The following is a 17,023-nucleotide window of genomic DNA, read 5'->3' on the forward strand; positions in this document are numbered from 1 at the left end:
CACAAATGTAGGGTGAAAATTTATATCGCGAGCGATATAAATTCTTTTTGACAATTGGAAGACAATTTATCCCCACTGCCACCCCATTGCACGCCAAACCCGGATATTTAGCCATAACCGCCGGCAATCCAAACCCTCAACATATGAACCTTATTCAACTACTTTCACAACAACCTTACCTTACCCGCGAACGGGAGCCTTTCGGGGCTTTTGTATTTCGCCGCCCTGCCAACAGAAAGTATTTGCTCGCAGCCCTCGTGTTAACAGCCGTGCAGTTCATTGTGTTTAAGCTGCTGTATCCGTTTCCGGATTTCATCTCCGACTCCTCCAACTATGTAGACACTAACCTGGAACACCTCCGGGTGAACATCTGGCCCGTAGGATACCCGTTTTTCCTGCGCCTCGTACACCTGGTTTCACCATCGCACCTGTGGCTGGTAGCAGTGCAATACCTCGTGCTGCAGGCTGCCTTACTATACCTGTTTTATACCGCGTTATACCTGCTCGATTTACAAGGCTGGAATAAACGCATCTTTTTTATCTTCCTGATCGTCAACCCTGCGCTGCTCTACCTCGCCAACTGCGTGCTAAGCGACGCATTATTCTGTGCCGTGAGCGTAATCATTTTTGCCCAGTACATGTGGATGTTCCGGTCGCCGAAACTGAAGTACCTGCTGATACAGGGCGTACTGATCGGCATCGCTTTTACCATCCGTTATACCGCCATTTACTATCCGCTGGTAGCTCTGCTGGCGATACCTGTTACCGCATACAGGCTACCGCTTAAACTGCTCGGCATTGCATTGCCCTGGGCGTTCATCATTCCCTTTATCTACTACACCCAGCAGGAAACGAAGAAGATTACCGGCCATCCGGAATTCTCCATTTTTGGCGGCTGGCAGATCGCCAATAACGCCCTCTATATGTATGGCCATATCCGGGTGGATAGTACGCAGCTGCCGGCGGACCTGCGCCCGCTGGACCGCTACGCCAAATTATACTTTAAGAAAGTAGCGCCAACAGATGAGCAACTGGCAGAACTGCCCGGCACTTACTTCATCAAAGTACAAAACGCCATATTGAAGCCTTACTCCTTCGCCTACGGCCCGCCGTTTGAACGCTCCTCGCTGGGGCTGATCAAACTATGGGGCTCCGTATCCCCTACGTATAACAAGTACGGCTGGTACCTGATCAGGCATTATCCGTTTTCGTTTATGCGGTATTACATGTGGCTGAACACGAAAAATTATTTTAATCCGCACCTGGAAAAATTTACTAACTATAATCTTGGGCAGAAAGAAATGTGGCCTTCGCCGCAGCGATGGTTCCAGCTGGAAAGCCCGGCGGTGTTCAAACGCATTCCCACCTGGCCCATGCTGATAGTGGGTTATTTCTACCGGCTGCTATTCACCGGGCTGAATTTTTATTTCCTCGTATCGGTGGCGTTCCTGTACTTAGGCAGGAAGCATAACAAAGGAACCTATGCGTCATTTGCCGGTGTATGGCTGGCGACGGTGTTTGTGGTAATCAATTTTGGATTTAGCGTTTTTGCCACACCGGTGGTATTGCGGTACCAGTTTATACCGCTGATCGTGATGGCGCTGTTTTGCCTGCATATGAATGAATTGCAGGGAGAGGTAAAAAAGAAAGAGCCGGTGGCTGCGTGATAGTTACATAAAAGCGGTTAAGGCGCATGGTGATGGAAAACATTCAAAAGCCAACCTGCCATTAACCGCTTTTATGCAAATAACAGCCGCCCATATCAGCGGTAATTATCTGGCAATAATTATCCACCCTGCTGCAGCCTCATTGCTTTATGCTCTCCGTAATATTTCACCTTATCTCCCCCACACGCCCTCAAATTCATACCTCCCCGCCTTCACCTTCACCATCTCCTTCCCGGGCACATATACCCGCGCTTCACAGCCCTGCGGCACCTGCACTTTCATCCTGATCTTTTCCCCGTGCAGCTCCCACTCGGACCTGATCTCCCCATAGGCAGACCTATACCCCGCTTTAGCCCAGGTAAGTCCGCCTCCGGGCTGCGGGCGAATTATCACTTCCCGGTAACCCGGACTACCAGGCTGAATCCCCCCGACCACCGTATATAACCAGTTGCCCACCGCGCCATACGCATAGTGGTTATACGAAGTAGCCTGCACCGTACTATCCGGCAGTATGGCGTTCCATTTTTCCCAAATAGTAGTAGCGCCCATTTTCACCGGGTACAACCAGGAAGGATAGGTATCCTGCAGCAGCAGCGCATACGCCGTTTGTAGCTCGCCATGCTCGCTGAGCGCATGCAATAATCCCGGCGTACCGAGGAAGCCGGTTGCGAGGTGATTACCATTGGCTTTTACCAGCTCCGCCAAACGCCCTGCCGCCGGCCGTTTCAGGCTATCCGGCAGCATGCCCAGCTCCAGCGCCAGTACATAGGAGGTTTGCGTATCCGGCATGGTACGCCCTCCGGGGCGGAGGTAATGCACTGCGAAAGTATCTTTTACCTGTTGCAGCAGTTTCGTATAGGCGGCAACGTCCGCCTGCTTACCCAGCAGCGTGGCGGCATTGACCAGCAGCTGCGTGCTGTATGCCCAGTAACATTGATCGATATACGGCAGCGAGGTGGAGTCGCCAGGAGCGAGCCAGTCCCCATACCCGTTGGCCGTCCACAACCCGTCCTTACTGGCGCTCACGATATAGTCCACCCAGGCTTTCATGCTGGGGTATTGCTTTTCCAGTACGCGCGCATCCCCATACACCTGGTACATTTCCCAGGGGATGATCGTGGCCGCATCGCTCCACCCCGCAATACCATTGCGCCGCGGCGGTTGCAGGTTGCGGTATATCCAGGGTATCAGCTGCGGCACGGACCCGTTATCCCGCTGATCGGCGGCCAGGTCCTGCAGCCATTTAAAATAAAAATCCTTTACATCGAAGTTGAAGGCCGCCGTGCGGAAAAAGACCTGCGCATCGCCCGTCCAGCCAAGCCGCTCGCTGCGCTGCGGGCAATCCGTAGGAATATCCAGGAAGTTCCCTTTCAGGCTCCAGGTAATATTATGCTGTAATTGATTCAATAATGGGTTGGAGCAGCTGAAAGTACCCGCTGGCGGCATCTCCGTGTACAGCGCCACCGCAGTCAGTTGCTCCGGCCTAACTGTTGCGCCGGTGATTTTTGCATAGCGGAAGCCATGCCAGGTGAAAATCGGTTCCAGGGTTTGCTCCCCATCTTTCAGTATATACGTATCCGTTGCTTTGGCTTCCCGGAGGTTGCCGGTATAAAAGTTCCCTTGCTTATCGAGTACTTCCGCATGCTGCACGGTAACGGTATCCCCTTTGCGGCCTTTTACTTTCAGCGCTACCCAGCCCGCGAGGTTCTGCCCGAAGTCCGCCAGCTGGCTGCCATCCGGCGCAGTGAATACTTTCAGCGCCGGGAACTTTTCCTGCTTCCGGACGCCCTTGCCGATGGTGGGTACCAGCACCTCCTTACTATATTCCGCCAGCTTTACCGGGGCCCAGCCACCCGGCTGCAAATTGGCATCATACACTATGCCGCCATAAAGATCCGCCTGTAAAACAGGGCCGGTACCTGCTTCCCAGGAAGCGTCCGTAGGGATTTCCCGTACGCTGCCGTCCCTGTACCGCAGTACAACCAGCGCAATGATCGCCGCATCGCTGCCATAATTATCGCGCTGCATCAGCCCCCCAAACGGGCCGCGGTACCAGCCTTCGCCAACGGCTACACGCAGCTCCGCGCTACCCTTGCGCAACAGCGGCAACAGGTCGTACTCCTGGTATTGCAGGCGCTTGTCATAACTCGTCCATCCCGGGGCAAAATAATCCTCCCCTATCTTCCGGTTATTCAACCAGGCTTCGTAAATGCCATGCGCGGTGATATACAGGGTAGCGGATGCCAGCGGCTTATCCACCGTAAAAACTTTCCGGTAATAGGGACTGGGCCTCGCCGCCGTATCTGCTCCATGAGCAAACATAATCCAGCTGCAACGGTTACTCCAATCCGGCGCCTGCGCAGCCGCCTGGCGGCAAACAAACAAACTGGCCAACAGTAGGATAATCCCGGGAATTTTCATAATGGTGTCATTGTGATATGGAAATCGTACTGCATAATAAGTATTTCCTGCCTGCAGTTCCTGAATCAGATGTTAACGACTGAAAAAATTTTAAGAGCGAAGCCAATGCAGTGCCTAAGGTTAAATTTAAGTTATAAACCGGTTACTATGATAAATGGTCAGAAAGTGGTAGTGGTACTGCCTGCCTATAATGCGGATAAAACCCTGCAAATCACGTATGAAGAAATAGACCGACAGATCGTGGATGACATCATCCTCGTGGACGATTGCAGCAAAGACAATACCGTGGCCGTTGCGCAGCATATCGGCATCCATTACATCATCCGTCATGAAAAAAATAAAGGATACGGCGGCAACCAGAAATCCTGCTACCGGAAAGCATTGGAGCTCGGGGCAGACATCGTGATCATGCTGCACCCGGATTACCAGTACACCCCGCAACTCCTCGGCGCCATGGCTTCCATCATCGGCAACAACGTATATCCGGTGGTGTTTGGCAGCCGCATCCTCGGTATGGGCGCGCTGAAAGGAGGCATGCCTTTATATAAATATTTATTTAACAGGTTACTGACTATCACTCAAAACATACTGATGCGGCAGAAACTTTCTGAATACCATACCGGCTATCGCGCCTTCCACCGCAAAGTGCTGGAAAATATCCCGTTCGAAAAATGCTCGGACGATTTTGTATTCGATAACGAAATGGTCGCGCAGATCTTCTACGCCGGCTTTGAAATCGGGGAAGTCACCTGCCCTACCCGCTACTTTAAAGAAGCGTCTTCTATCAACTTCCGCCGCAGCAGTATATACGGACTCGGTGTGCTCAAAGTAAGCTTCCAGTACTTCTTCCAGCGCCTCGGCCTCGGTAAATACCGCATTTTTGACGGCATCCGCCACAACGCCTTTGCCGGCCGCAAAGGCCCCGTAGACGTGCAAACGCTTCACGCAGAACATTTACGGCAACAGGAAAAACTGCAATCCCGGTAATATCTCACCTGGAGCCAAATTCCAAAACACCAAATTCCAATACACCAAATTCCACTACACCACCAGGAAATTATTTCCCATATCCCCCCCATACCCCACGAAAACAATTTCATTTCCTTCCGCCAGAATTGTAATTTTGCCGGCGACAAACAGGAATTATCTCTATTTAGCCAGAACGAAAATTACAATGTCCGTATCAATTTCACGACTCACTGCGGCCGACCTGCCCGCGTTTATCTCCATCCTGCATATCTATGAAGAAGTTTTTGAGATGGAAGCATTCAGTTTACCGGCTGAAAATTACCTGGTTCGACTACTGAGCAACAAAGATTTTATCGTAATGGCCGCCAAAGATGAAAACGGCAAAGTACTCGGCGGACTCACCGCGTATGTACTCCCCTCCTACTTTGAAGAAACCGCGGAAGTGTACCTGTACGACCTCGCCGTAGACCCTGCGGAACAGCGCCGCGGCCTCGGCAGCATGCTGCTCAATGGCCTGAAGGACTACTGCCGGCAGGAAAACATCGGCGAATTCTTTGTTCAGGCCATGGAAGGCGACACAGAAGCCATGCGCTTTTACAACGCCACCGGCGGTAAGCCTATGCGCGTTATCCATTACGACTACCAAGTTTAGCTACCCTGCCAATATCCGGCATACCGCCGGGATACTCCCTGCAAGGGCAGGCGGCGCCACCGCCTCCCGCCCTTATATCTTTCCCCATAATCCCCAAAATTTCCTACCTTCGAAAAAAAATACCAGTTAGTATCCAATGGCCAAAAAATCGCAGGAAACACGGCTGACCATTCTCCAAAAAGCGCTGGAACTCATCTACGTGCAAGGCTTCCAGGCCACCAGCATCGACGATATCATCGCTACCACCCGCGTCACCAAAGGCGCCTTCTTCTACCATTTTAAAAACAAGGAGGAAATGGGGCTGGCCATGATCCGGGAAGTACTCTACCCCGGCATGCGCATGGCCATGGTAGAGCCCCTGCAACGAGGAGAAGACCCCGTTGCGGAAATCTACGCCATGATGAAAGCCCTGCTCCTCAGCCCCGTATTCCAGGTGAAATACGGTTGCCCCGCCGTCAACCTCATCGATGAACTGGCCCCGCTCAACGCCTCCTTCAGCGAAGCTTTGGGCCTGCTGGTCATACAATGGCGGGAAGCCATCGAACAATGCCTCCTCAAAGGCAAACAAAACGGCCATATCCGCAAGGATGTCAATTGCAGCCAGGCAGGACTGTTCATCGTCAGCGGCTACTCCGGCATCCGCAACATGGGCAAAATCCTCGGTAAATCCTGCTATACCCCCTACCTCAAATCCTTAAAAGCATACCTGTACACGCTGCAATAATTTTTTCATAAAAAACATACCAGTTAGTATGTTTTTATTATTTTTGAGGCCCATAACAACAAACCTATGTATTCTTTTCTTTTGGCTCTGCATTCGCTGGTACGCTGGCTGGTAGTCATCACCCTGGCAGCCTCTGTCATCAACGCCTACCGCGGCTGGCTCGGCGCGCGCCCATTCGGCGCAGGCAGCAGGCGGCTGCGCATGGCAACCGTTACCATCGCGCATATACAGCTGATACTCGGCATTTGCCTATACATTATCAGCCCGGTAGTGAAGTACTTCCTGGAAAATTTCGGGACAGCGGTAAAAATGCGGGAGATGCGGTTTTTCGGCATGGAACACAGTTCCATGATGCTGCTGAGCATCGTACTCCTCACCATCGGCTCGGCAAAAGCCAAACGGAAGTCCACCTCCAGGGAACAGTATAAAACCATCGCCATCTGGTACAGCATCGCGTTCGTTATCCTGTTCTTTTCCATCCCCTGGGGCTTTTCGCCGCTTACGCACCGGCCTTACTTCCGGGCGTTTTAATTCGTAGTGATAAAGCGATTGAAAGTGCGCCAGTACTTGTCCTTATAAATGGCATAGCTCAGCTGCAAATCGTTGGTAAGAGCCAGGGGCGCATCTTTCAGGGCCTTCGCCGGCTTGCGGAATTCCTTGCAGGCATAAAAAATGGTACGGGTATTTTCCGCCGTCTGCCGGCCAATGTTGATGTAGCCCTCCTCCGGCTTCAGCGCGGCGCTGATGACTTCTTCAATTTCTTCCAGCTCCCGGTAGGTATCATTGTCCGGCATGCCGGTTTGCTCATTGCCTTTGAAGCGGATTTCAATCACCATCACCCAGGGGTGCGAGGCCTTGTATTCCCATTGCAGCACGTCCGTATTTACCACGGCCAGCAGGCGGTTCCCGGAAGTCAATTCCGCTTCCAGCACGGAATAGTTATCCTGCGCCGTATCCCGGAACGCCTCTTCGCTCTTCTCAATGAATTCTTTTTCCCGCCAGAGTAAATAGTCTTTCAGCTTCGTGATGGGAATCAGGTCCGGCTGGCCGGCCGCGCGGCCCGTCACCGACAGGTTATCCACTGCGGTGGCAAAACGCAGCTCCCCCAAAAAGTTGTCGAGAAAAATATAGATACCGCTGAGGATATTGTCCCGCAGGGTTTCGTCGTAATCGTCGTACACGATGGTGATGTCAATTTCGTCCGGGTACTCCGGATGTTCGTTCGGATAGAAGTGAATATTCTCCGGCTGGAAGCTCAGCTCTCCCATCTGTATTTTCGCGGAAGTGATGTCAGATGCCGGCTTCAGCGCCGTAAACCGCCAGTTGGGCAGCCGGGGCGCAGCCGCCACCAGCTCTTCCACGAAAGGAATGGTTTTGATATTGCCATCCGCCGTGACGATCAGTTCCGCCGTATCCTTATCCGCCATCCCGGCCAGGAAAAAGAAGCCTTCATTCACCCGCCTCAGTTCCGCCGTGAGCTGGTCAAAGAAATCTTCTTCCAGGTCCTTCTTGCTTTTCAGGGCTTTAAAGAATTGCTTTTCGTGCTGCTGAAACCATTTCCAAAAATTATTGTAACCATCAGCCTGGTTGTCCGTCTTATCCTTTCCAAATAATTTACTAAGCAATCCCATTGTAACAATTTTTACGAAAATAAATAGTTTGGCGCTTATAGCAATAATCCCGGCAGCGCCTTATCTTGGCGTATTATTACTATTTTCATGAAAGCAACCAAACGGTTAACATACCTGCTCGCCCTGCTGTTCGGCAGCACAACTGCATTTGCGCAAATCCCGCACCAGGAAATCATGCCCGGGGCCACGGCGCCGGAGCAAAAGATGGTACACACGCCGCACCTGGTCTATGAGCCATCAGCTAAAAACGACCAACACCGCCTGTTTATCATGATTCCCGGCACCAACGGCAAAGCCACTGATTTCCGGAAGTTCGACAGCGCCTTCGCTGCGATGGGTTACTACGTGATTACGCCTGATTATATGAATACAGTGGTGACCACCGTTTGCTCTACCAGTGAGGACAGCGCCTGTTTCAACCACTTCCGGGAGGAGATTATGTTCGGAACGCCGGTGAGCGATAAGGTGGAGGTCGACTCCGCCAACGCGCTCGTACAGCGGATTTCCACCCTGCTGCGCTACCTGGCGGCCAGGCAACCTAAGAAATGGGGACAGTTTGTGACCAACGGAAAGCCGCGCTGGGAAAGGATTATCGCAGGCGGCCATAGCCAGGGCGCCGGTCATGCGGCGTATTTCGGCAAGCAATTCCCCATGGCGGGCGTGCTGCTGTTTTCGGGGCCGCAGGACTACCTGCAATATTTCCGCCAACCGGCCGGCTGGCAGCTGCAACCGGGGAAAACGCCCCTCACTCGTATCTATGCTTTTCTACACCTGCGGGACCCGTTTAACTACCAGTACCAAATACAGGACGTAGCTGCGGTGAACGGGCAGCGACTAACGGATACGACTATGGTACAACCTGGCAGCCGCGTGCGCAGCCGTAATCGTATATTCGTTACCGATATTGAGAAAAAGGATAAGCACGGCGCTACGCTGGGGGTGGAGTTCGTGGAAGTATGGAAGGTGATGATCCGCGGAGCGGCAGGGCGGTAGCCGCTCCGCCTGCCTTATTTACGCGTCACATCCTCCTCGCTGAAGCCCGCCAGGTACTGGTGCATATGCGCAGTCGTATCTACCGTCCCCGTCCGGATGCCGGACAGCCGCACGTTTTGCACCGGCAACTCCTGCTGCCCTATTATGCGGGATACAAATTTCACCTCCCCGGTGCTGATATCTTTCAGGGACACATTGCTGATCTTCGTCAGCCTGCGCTCATACGTAGGCACCAGCGTACGCCACTGGTACAGCACATCCGTATCGATGCCCAGCACGCCCTGGTCAATTTTTCCCGAGCGCACCCGTTGCATGATGATGTTATTTACAAAACCGCCCATCCGTTCGTTGGTTTTGATATAGAGCAGGTGGTTCAGTTTTGCGCCGTCCAGCACGGTGCAATTGTCCACGAATACATTTTCAATGCCGCCGGACAGCTCACTGCCGATGGCCACCAACTGATGCCCGTTCTTCACCGTCAGGTTGCGGATCACGATGTTTTTGGAAGGTGTTTTCAGTCGCCACCCTTCCGGATTGCGGCCTGATTTGATAGCAATGGCATCGTCCCCCTGGTCAAACACACAGTCTTCAATCAGCACCTGCTGGCTCATTTCAGGGTCTACCCCGTCGTTATTATGGCCTTTGGCGTACACTTTCACCTTGCGCACCACCACGTCTTTAGACAAGTAGAGGTGAATGGTCCAGAACGGACTATTCGTAATCTGGATCCCTTCCAGCAGCACATTCCGGCAGCGGTTAAACTGGATAAACTGCGGCCGCAGGTGCGAGGAGTCGTCCACCATTTGCCGTTCCGTTACGGGCGTGCGGTTCCAGGCGAGGTTGTAGAGCCGCTTCAGGCTTTCCATATGCGGTTTGGGGCGGGTAAACCATTGCTGCCAGGTATCCATCTCGCTTTTGATCTCGCCTTCGCCGGTTACGGCTACATTTTTACATTCGTACGCGTAAATCAGGGGCGAATAATTATAGCATTCCATCCCTTCCCAGCTGCTGTGAACGGCCGGCAGGTAATCCGCCGGATCGCCGGAGAACAGCAGGGTGGCGCCTTTTTCCAGGTGCAGGTTCACGTTGCTTTTCAGGTGGATTTTTTTGGTGCGCCATTCTCCCGCGGGTATTACGACCGTACCGCCGCCCGCAGCGCTGACCTGCTCAATCGCTTTTGCGATGGCGGCCGCGTTCTTTTCTTTGTCGCCCGCCACCGCACCCAGGCTGGCAATATTTACGGAAATCCCTTTGCTGAAATCGGGCACTTTGATGGCCGGCATGGCAAAAGGGGCCTTCACGGCCAGTTCGCGAACGATTATCGTATCTTTTTCAACGCGGAAGGAAGCTGCCGCCAGTGCCAGGGCGAGCGCCGCTATCGGGAAAATTAGTTTCATTTACCGTGGTTTTCGTGTGTACAATGCAGTTGTGGCACTAAACATAATCATCTTTGTTCAAAGCGCCGTAATGTACCGTCCTGCTTGAACTCAATGTCGTAATCGTAGCGGTCGTTGTGGATGGAGCCGGGGTACCAGCGGATTTTTTTGTTCCAGAGGATCACGTAAATCGTGAGGTCGCCGGGGTTGCCGCCAATTTCCCGGTATTTTTCCAGCAGCGCTTTGTACACGTTATGCGCGTTGGCAAAGGGCACCGCGTCCAGCGGCACAAGGTCCGCCGCTACGTCGGTATTCTTTGAAAGCCGCACTGGTTTTGGATCTTCCCACTTCCCATGGGTAAAATAATATTCGTCGACATAGGCCGGGTTGTCCGGGTTTTGCAGCTGCGTCAGCACGCGGTAGTTGCTGTAAAAGTGGATGGATTTATAGACCTGTATCTGTTTTCCTTTGAACTCCGGCCGGTTGCGCAGGAGCTGTTCCGCTTCGTTGAGCGCGGCAGGGTTGGCGGCAAAAGGCTCTCTGGGAGCGGCTTCCGGCTCAGGTTCAGGCGCAGGCGCCTGTGGAGGTTGTTGTTTATTTTGGGGTTGGGGGGAGAAACTAGTGTCGCTCCGCAGCGTGTCCCTGATAGATTTGGAAATACTATCGCAGGCGGTAAGCCATAGGGTGAAAGCCAGTAGTATGCTGTAGTGTTTCATGTACATTTCTAATTATCATTAATATCCGCTGCAAAACGAACCACGCGGGGGTCCGCCGGTAAATAAAATATAGCCACTTCCGGTTGTTGCACGTTGGGCATTTGCAGCAGGGATACGATTTTTTTGAGGCTGACATTCCGCGTGTGGCCGGTATTGTCGGTAAACTCCAGGTCGAATTTCACCTGCGGTTGTTCATTGACGTAGGTACCCGTTTGCCCTATGTTCGTCATCCGGGCCATAGTTTGAATGCCGTCAAACTTGATCCTGGCAAGGCGCTTGCCGCCCAGGTTGCGGCCGCCCAGCAGCCTTCCGAATATGAAGTACAGGATCAGCCCGAAGAAAAGCAGCGCGATAGCGGATATGATCAGGGGATGCCAGGGTTTCATAAAGCGCCAGCCATAGCCCTGGCTTTCAGCCTGGTAAAAGTACGTATAGGCGCCGGCGATAGCCGCGAGGGCCGCCAGCCAGGCCAGGTACAGGCTATAGTTCACTTTGCCGGTGGCGCCTTCAGGAATGAGGTAGGGGTATTTTTGAAAGGAAGGATCTACCAGTACAGTGATCTGCTTCCCGGCTTCGAAGCGGTGTTCGTACGGGCGGGAGTCGTTTACCGGCATGCGGTGCCGGATGGTGGTACCTTGCAGGTTAGGCATTTCCAGCAGTACTTCCTTTTGTTCCATTTGCTTACGGGTGCGCAGGTGATCCACCCGGAGTATCTTCGCTTTCAGCGGCGTGCCGCTTTGGGCGAGGCGGCGCATCTGGATCAGCGCCCCGAAGGAGTATTTATATATCTGGTACAGCGCGACGCCGAATATCAGGCCCCATAGCAAGAGGCTGATGCCGAGGTACACGAGGGCCATGCGGCCGTCCACGGTGCGGAAGTCCTGCGGCGTGGAGGTAGCCCGGTAGATGATTACGGGGTGTACAAAAATGAAGTAGGCTATAAAAACGAGCCAGAAGTATTTGAAGAAACGTCCCAAGGCGGTTTTTCATTTGATAATACGTCAAATCTAACCATTTCTGCGTTAAATAAACATTACCGCCGGATCAGCGAACTGATTATCAACGGCTTAGCGCCGCGCTCCTGCGTTGCCCGGCCGGGCAGGCAGGTACAAGGAGGCGGTAAATCTCTCCCCATAAAGAACATAATTTTTAACTTTTCTTGAATAATAGATGATTATTCTATAGTTTTACCCCAAAATAGAACATAAACTAACTCATAAGCTAATTCGGGATGCAGGATCTATTAAAGACCAAATTTGTGGAAGGACAGTCGGGCATCGTACTTTACAGCCTGACGCCTCCCAAGATCACGACAGAAGAAGAACGCGTTACCGCCATTGCATACAACCAGGTAGAGCGATTGAAAAACCTGGACATCGACGGATTGATTTTATATGACATCCAGGATGAATCCCTCCGGACGGAAAAAGAAAGGACATTTTCTTTCATTCCCACCATTGCGCCGGAGCAATACAGCAAGCAGTTTTTAGCGGACCTGGCTATACCGAAAATCATTTACAAGAGCATTGCCAACCAAACCAGGGAAACGTTTGCCAACTGGCTGCAACGCAACGAGGACCTGCAGTATTCCGTGTTTGTAGGCGCGTCCTCGCATCAGCAGGTGGCCGCCACACAGTTTAGCCTGCAGGATGCGTATGAGCTGAAAAGGCAGAGTGGGCGCAACTTTATACTCGGCGGCGTGACTATCCCGGAAAGGCATAACAAGAAGGGGGATGAACACCTGCGCATCTTTAACAAGATGAGCCAGGGCTGCAACTTCTTTGTATCGCAGTGCGTGTACAATTTGCACGATACGAAAAACCTGCTGTCCGACTACTATTACAACAGCCTGGAAAGCGGCCGGCAGATAGCCCCGGTGATCTTTACGCTGGCGCCATGCGGCTCCCTGAAAACCCTGCAGTTCATGGAATGGCTGGGTATTGAAGTGCCGAAATGGTTGTATAACGACCTGAAAAATTCCAAGGATATCCTGAAAGCATCGCTGGATACCACTACCAATATTGCCGCTGAAATCCTGAACTACGCGCAGGCGAAGAACATGCCGGTAGGTTTCAACATCGAAAGCGTGTCCATCAAAAAAGAGGAGATCAACGCCGCGCAGGAACTGCTGCACAACATACTAGACCAGACCAAAGCCATCAGGCAACCAAAGAAAGCGGCCCGCCCTGCGCCCGCTTATTAAGACTGTATTTTAGATTTAACATTCCCGGCGGCCCTGCAGCTGCCGGGATTTTTTTTATTTTTGACCCATGTATTCCAAACAAGAAGTATCGACGATCAAGCAGGCGTTCTGGACGGCATTCGGCAAATACATGAAACCTATATTATCTGCTGATGGCGCTACCGTCAGCTGGTCCAATTACAAAACCGGCATTCCCGGCGTGAGCTTTAAACTCGAGGCAGACAACCGGGATGCCAGCGTAACCATCCTGATTACGCAGGCAAATGCGCAGCTGCACGATGCCTTCTTTGAACAGTTCCTCGCGCAGAAAAATATGCTGGAAGCGGCCCTGGGGGAAAGCGACTGGGATTGGCAATACCACATCACCGATGATTACGGGAGAACGCTGAGCTATATACGCAAAGAGCTGAAAGGCGTGTCTGTACTGCGCCAGGAGGACTGGCCGGCGTTGATCTCCTTCTTTAAAGCGCGGATCATTGCGCTGGATGAATATTGGAGCAGCGCCCGCTATGGATTTGAAATGTTGTTATAAATATCAATGCGATCTATATGAAAGCTGGCGAATACCTACACAGCACGGCATTACTGGACGGCACTTTCTTTGAAGGCGCCATGATCTACCTGGCGGAATACAATGAAAACGGCGCCATGGGCTTTGTGACCAACAAGCTGTTCCCTCACCGCATCAACGAACTGGAAGAGTTTAAACACAGCATCCCCTTCCCTATCCACGACGGCGGGCCGGTGGACCGGGAGCACCTCTTCTTCGTACATCAGCGGCCGGACCTCATACCCGGCGGTACCCATATTGCGGGGAATAATTACCTGGGGGGAGATTTTAAGGCGGCGATGCAACATATCAACGCCCTGAAAATAGACGATACGGAAATTACCATATTCCTCGGTTACTGCGGTTGGGACGCGGGCGACCTGGAAGCGGAAGTGAATGAAGGCTCCTGGCTGATTGGGGAATACTGATCACTGGCACGTATATACGTTTTTTTTGACGGGGAAGGGGGATGATACATCCTCCTTCCCCGTTTTGTTTTTTAACAGCTTGTAAAATCCCGCTTTCCAGCGAACCCAACACGGGCTCAGGTTGTTGCTACTTATTACCAGTGCGTTTTACGGCACAGATAGGTTTTGACTATACAATCATAAAATCAATTGATTTTAACTATATCAGTATTGTCCTAAATTTGACGCATCAGAAACACAAGGGTTTAGTAATTCATTTTTATTCACTTCTTAGCATAACCTAATAACATGGAATCTCAAGACATCAGTAAATGCCCGTTTCACAACGGCACACTCAGACAAAATGTTGCAGGCGGCGGTACCAAAAACCGTGATTGGTGGCCGGATCAGTTGCGACTGAATATACTGCGTCAGCACTCAAGCCTGTCCAACCCTATGGATAAGGAATTCAACTATGCGGAAGCGTTTAAAACCCTTGACCTGGAAGCTGTAAAGAAAGACCTCCACGCGCTCATGACGGATTCGCAGGATTGGTGGCCGGCCGACTTCGGGCATTACGGTCCGCTGTTTATCCGTATGGCATGGCATAGCGCCGGTACCTACCGCGTTGGCGACGGCCGCGGGGGCGCAGGTTCCGGGCAGCAACGATTTGCGCCGCTCAACAGCTGGCCTGATAACGTGAGCCTGGACAAGGCCCGCAGGTTGTTATGGCCTATCAAACAAAAATATGGCAACAAGATTTCCTGGGCCGACCTGCTGATACTCACCGGCAACGTGGCGCTGGAATCCATGGGCCTCAAAACATTCGGCTTTGCCGGCGGCCGCGCCGATGTGTGGGAACCCGATGAAGATGTGTACTGGGGTTCTGAAAAAACCTGGCTCGGCGGCGATATCCGCTATGCGCACGGCTCGCCGGGCGTAGTAGAAGGGCATGGCGTAGTATCTTCCGACGACGATGCGGACGGGCAGGTGCATGGCCGCAACCTGGAAAAGCCGCTGGCAGCCGTGCAGATGGGGTTGATCTATGTAAACCCCGAAGGCCCGGACGGCAATCCCGACCCGCTGAAATCCGTACAGGACATCCGCGATACATTCGGCCGCATGGCTATGAACGATGAAGAAACCGTAGCCCTCATTGCCGGTGGTCATACCTTCGGTAAAACGCATGGCGCGGCGCCTGCGGACCACGTAGGCAAAGAGCCGGAAGCGGCAGGACTGGAAAACCAGGGCCTGGGCTGGGTGAACAGTTATAAATCCGGTAAAGGACCTGATACCATCACCAGCGGCCTGGAAGTAACCTGGACCACCACTCCTACCAAATGGGGTATCAACTTCCTGGAAAACCTCTTCGCATATGAATGGGAGCTCACCAAGAGCCCTGCCGGCGCTCACCAATGGGTAGCCAAAAATGCGGAACCCATCATCCCGGATGCATACGATCCTAATAAGAAGCATTTACCGACCATGCTCACGACGGACCTCGCGCTGAAGTTCGACCCTGAGTTTGCGCGCATCTGCCGGCACTTCCTGGCCAACCCGGACGCTTTTGCCGATGCCTTTGCCCGCGCATGGTTTAAACTGACGCATCGCGACCTGGGGCCGCGCAGCCGCTACCTGGGCCCGGATGTACCTTCCGAAGTACTCATCTGGCAGGACCCTATTCCTGAAGTGAACCATCCCCTCGTGGATGCCGGCGATGTGGCCAGCCTGAAGGAAAAAATCCTGGCTTCCGGCCTGACTGTTTCGCAACTGGTAGGCACCGCCTGGGCTTCCGCCTCCACCTTCCGCGGCTCCGATAAACGCGGCGGCGCTAACGGCGCACGCATCCGCCTCGCGCCGCAAAAGGACTGGCAGGTAAACAACCCGGCACAGCTCTGGAAAGTGCTGCAAAAGCTGGAAGGCATCCAACAGGAATTCAATGGCAGCGCCGCCGGTGGAAAGAAAATTTCCCTGGCTGACCTGATCGTGCTCGCAGGCGTTGCCGGCGTGGAAAAAGCCGCCAAGGACGCAGGCCACAACATCACCGTGCCATTCACGCCCGGCCGTATGGACGCCTCCCAGGAAGAAACCGAAGTACATTCCTTCGCTTACCTGGAACCGCTGGCCGATGGATTCCGCAACTACCGCAAAGGCCGGCTGGCAGAATCTACAGAAGCCATGCTGGTGGATAAAGCGCAGCTGCTGACGCTCACCGCGCCCGAACTCACCGTGCTGATAGGCGGCCTCCGTGCCATCAACATCAACTACGATGGTTCCAGCCACGGCGTATTTACCGAGCGCCCGGGCCAGCTCACCAACGACTTTTTTGTGAACCTGCTGGATATGAACACCGCATGGAAAGCAGCGTCCGAAGATAAAGAACTCTACCAGGGCTACAACCGCAAAACCGGCCAGCCAACGTGGACGGCTACACGCGCCGACCTCGTATTCGGCTCCAACGCCGAGCTGCGGGCTATTGCCGAAGTGTACGGCAGTTCTGATGCAAAGGAAAAATTTGTAAGGGACTTTGTAGCAGCGTGGGATAAAGTGATGAACCTCGACCGGTTCGATCTGAAGAAATAATTGAGATAAAAGGTAAAGAGATAAAGGCGGCAATTTCTGAAGTGAACCCAAAAGTTTGGACGGCTTTTTTGATTAAGCGGCTTGAGTTCGGTATTGTACTGGACTCAAGCCGTTCAGTTTTAATTTGATTC

General features: G+C 52.8%; 15 protein-coding genes. 10 read left to right on the forward strand and 5 right to left on the reverse strand.

From position 1 onward, the window contains the following. The first annotated feature begins 143 nt into the window (after nucleotides 1–143). Nucleotides 144–1,667: a hypothetical protein gene (locus BOC67_RS24330; protein WP_291914682.1), complete on the forward strand. Its 1,524-nt coding sequence runs from the start codon at nucleotides 144–146 to the stop codon at nucleotides 1,665–1,667. A gap of 171 nt (nucleotides 1,668–1,838) precedes the next feature. Here the strand turns inward: BOC67_RS24330 and BOC67_RS24335 are convergent, their stop codons facing one another. Beyond that, nucleotides 1,839–4,088, reverse strand: coding sequence for a family 78 glycoside hydrolase catalytic domain (locus tag BOC67_RS24335; RefSeq protein WP_291914683.1), 2,250 nt, complete (start codon nucleotides 4,086–4,088; stop codon nucleotides 1,839–1,841). A 147-nt stretch (nucleotides 4,089–4,235) separates the two neighbouring features. On the opposite strand from BOC67_RS24335, the gene BOC67_RS24340 reads away from it, so the two are divergent. The 4 genes from BOC67_RS24340 (at nucleotide 4,236) to BOC67_RS24355 (ending at nucleotide 6,964) form a co-directional block, all read left to right on the forward strand. Next, nucleotides 4,236–5,075, forward strand: coding sequence for a glycosyltransferase family 2 protein (locus BOC67_RS24340; protein ID WP_291914685.1), 840 nt, complete (start codon nucleotides 4,236–4,238; stop codon nucleotides 5,073–5,075). A gap of 187 nt (nucleotides 5,076–5,262) precedes the next feature. After that, the gene (locus tag BOC67_RS24345) at nucleotides 5,263–5,709 is read left to right on the forward strand and encodes a GNAT family N-acetyltransferase (RefSeq protein WP_291914687.1); all 447 of its coding nucleotides are present in this window, start codon (nucleotides 5,263–5,265) and stop codon (nucleotides 5,707–5,709) included. Between the two features lie 136 nt (nucleotides 5,710–5,845). Continuing rightward, nucleotides 5,846–6,433 (forward strand): TetR/AcrR family transcriptional regulator, encoded by a 588-nt coding sequence (locus tag BOC67_RS24350; protein WP_291914689.1) that lies wholly within the window; start codon nucleotides 5,846–5,848, stop codon nucleotides 6,431–6,433. A gap of 81 nt (nucleotides 6,434–6,514) precedes the next feature. After that, nucleotides 6,515–6,964: a hypothetical protein gene (locus tag BOC67_RS24355; RefSeq protein ID WP_291914691.1), complete on the forward strand. Its 450-nt coding sequence runs from the start codon at nucleotides 6,515–6,517 to the stop codon at nucleotides 6,962–6,964. Here BOC67_RS24355 and BOC67_RS24360 read toward each other — a convergent pair. Beyond that, complete coding sequence (locus BOC67_RS24360; protein WP_291914693.1) at nucleotides 6,961–8,064, reverse strand: DUF695 domain-containing protein; 1,104 nt, start codon at nucleotides 8,062–8,064, stop codon at nucleotides 6,961–6,963. The genes BOC67_RS24355 and BOC67_RS24360 overlap by 4 nt on opposite strands. 87 nt (nucleotides 8,065–8,151) lie before the next feature. On the opposite strand from BOC67_RS24360, the gene BOC67_RS24365 reads away from it, so the two are divergent. Beyond that, nucleotides 8,152–9,057, forward strand: a complete 906-nt coding sequence (locus tag BOC67_RS24365) for a hypothetical protein (RefSeq protein ID WP_291914694.1) — start codon at nucleotides 8,152–8,154, stop codon at nucleotides 9,055–9,057. Nucleotides 9,058–9,071: 14 nt separating this feature from the next. On the opposite strand, the gene BOC67_RS24370 is transcribed toward BOC67_RS24365, so the two are convergent. From BOC67_RS24370 to BOC67_RS24380, 3 genes are read right to left on the reverse strand one after another with little or no spacing between them, the layout of a single operon-like run. Next, nucleotides 9,072–10,454, reverse strand: a complete 1,383-nt coding sequence (locus BOC67_RS24370) for a glycoside hydrolase family 28 protein (protein WP_291914697.1) — start codon at nucleotides 10,452–10,454, stop codon at nucleotides 9,072–9,074. A 47-nt stretch (nucleotides 10,455–10,501) separates the two neighbouring features. Beyond that, on the reverse strand, nucleotides 10,502–11,149 hold the full coding sequence (locus BOC67_RS24375; protein ID WP_291914699.1) for a hypothetical protein: 648 nt from the start codon (nucleotides 11,147–11,149) through the stop codon (nucleotides 10,502–10,504). Nucleotides 11,150–11,157: 8 nt separating this feature from the next. Further along, complete coding sequence (locus BOC67_RS24380; protein ID WP_291914701.1) at nucleotides 11,158–12,126, reverse strand: hypothetical protein; 969 nt, start codon at nucleotides 12,124–12,126, stop codon at nucleotides 11,158–11,160. Nucleotides 12,127–12,380: 254 nt separating this feature from the next. On the opposite strand from BOC67_RS24380, the gene BOC67_RS24385 reads away from it, so the two are divergent. The 4 genes from BOC67_RS24385 to katG all read left to right on the forward strand — a co-directional run bounded on the left by BOC67_RS24385 (nucleotide 12,381) and on the right by katG (nucleotide 16,892). After that, nucleotides 12,381–13,352 carry a methylenetetrahydrofolate reductase gene (locus tag BOC67_RS24385; protein ID WP_291914703.1) on the forward strand — a complete coding sequence of 324 codons (972 nt, stop codon included), beginning with the start codon at nucleotides 12,381–12,383 and terminating at the stop codon, nucleotides 13,350–13,352. Nucleotides 13,353–13,419: 67 nt separating this feature from the next. Continuing rightward, nucleotides 13,420–13,884: a DUF4268 domain-containing protein gene (locus BOC67_RS24390; RefSeq protein ID WP_291914705.1), complete on the forward strand. Its 465-nt coding sequence runs from the start codon at nucleotides 13,420–13,422 to the stop codon at nucleotides 13,882–13,884. Nucleotides 13,885–13,901: 17 nt separating this feature from the next. Next, nucleotides 13,902–14,330, forward strand: coding sequence for a YqgE/AlgH family protein (locus BOC67_RS24395; RefSeq protein ID WP_291914707.1), 429 nt, complete (start codon nucleotides 13,902–13,904; stop codon nucleotides 14,328–14,330). A gap of 288 nt (nucleotides 14,331–14,618) precedes the next feature. Then, nucleotides 14,619–16,892, forward strand: a complete 2,274-nt coding sequence (gene katG, locus BOC67_RS24400; protein WP_291914709.1) for a catalase/peroxidase HPI — start codon at nucleotides 14,619–14,621, stop codon at nucleotides 16,890–16,892. Nucleotides 16,893–17,023: the final 131 nt, after the last annotated feature.

The sequence above is a fragment of the Chitinophaga sp. CB10 genome (assembly GCA_001870995.2).
Classification (GTDB): Bacteria; Bacteroidota; Bacteroidia; order Chitinophagales; family Chitinophagaceae; genus Chitinophaga.

What these genes read in the sequence shown, in the direction of transcription:
- BOC67_RS24330 (WP_291914682.1), top strand. Translation starts at nt 144, where the DNA reads ATGAACCTTATTCAACTACTTTCACAACAACCTTACCTTACCCGCGAA.
- BOC67_RS24335 (WP_291914683.1), bottom strand. Translation starts at nt 4,088, where the DNA reads ATGAAAATTCCCGGGATTATCCTACTGTTGGCCAGTTTGTTTGTTTGC.
- BOC67_RS24340 (WP_291914685.1), top strand. Translation starts at nt 4,236, where the DNA reads ATGATAAATGGTCAGAAAGTGGTAGTGGTACTGCCTGCCTATAATGCG.
- BOC67_RS24345 (WP_291914687.1), top strand. Translation starts at nt 5,263, where the DNA reads ATGTCCGTATCAATTTCACGACTCACTGCGGCCGACCTGCCCGCGTTT.
- BOC67_RS24350 (WP_291914689.1), top strand. Translation starts at nt 5,846, where the DNA reads ATGGCCAAAAAATCGCAGGAAACACGGCTGACCATTCTCCAAAAAGCG.
- BOC67_RS24360 (WP_291914693.1), bottom strand. Translation starts at nt 8,064, where the DNA reads ATGGGATTGCTTAGTAAATTATTTGGAAAGGATAAGACGGACAACCAG.
- BOC67_RS24365 (WP_291914694.1), top strand. Translation starts at nt 8,152, where the DNA reads ATGAAAGCAACCAAACGGTTAACATACCTGCTCGCCCTGCTGTTCGGC.
- BOC67_RS24370 (WP_291914697.1), bottom strand. Translation starts at nt 10,454, where the DNA reads ATGAAACTAATTTTCCCGATAGCGGCGCTCGCCCTGGCACTGGCGGCA.
- BOC67_RS24375 (WP_291914699.1), bottom strand. Translation starts at nt 11,149, where the DNA reads ATGAAACACTACAGCATACTACTGGCTTTCACCCTATGGCTTACCGCC.
- BOC67_RS24385 (WP_291914703.1), top strand. Translation starts at nt 12,381, where the DNA reads ATGCAGGATCTATTAAAGACCAAATTTGTGGAAGGACAGTCGGGCATC.
- BOC67_RS24390 (WP_291914705.1), top strand. Translation starts at nt 13,420, where the DNA reads ATGTATTCCAAACAAGAAGTATCGACGATCAAGCAGGCGTTCTGGACG.
- BOC67_RS24395 (WP_291914707.1), top strand. Translation starts at nt 13,902, where the DNA reads ATGAAAGCTGGCGAATACCTACACAGCACGGCATTACTGGACGGCACT.
- katG (WP_291914709.1), top strand. Translation starts at nt 14,619, where the DNA reads ATGGAATCTCAAGACATCAGTAAATGCCCGTTTCACAACGGCACACTC.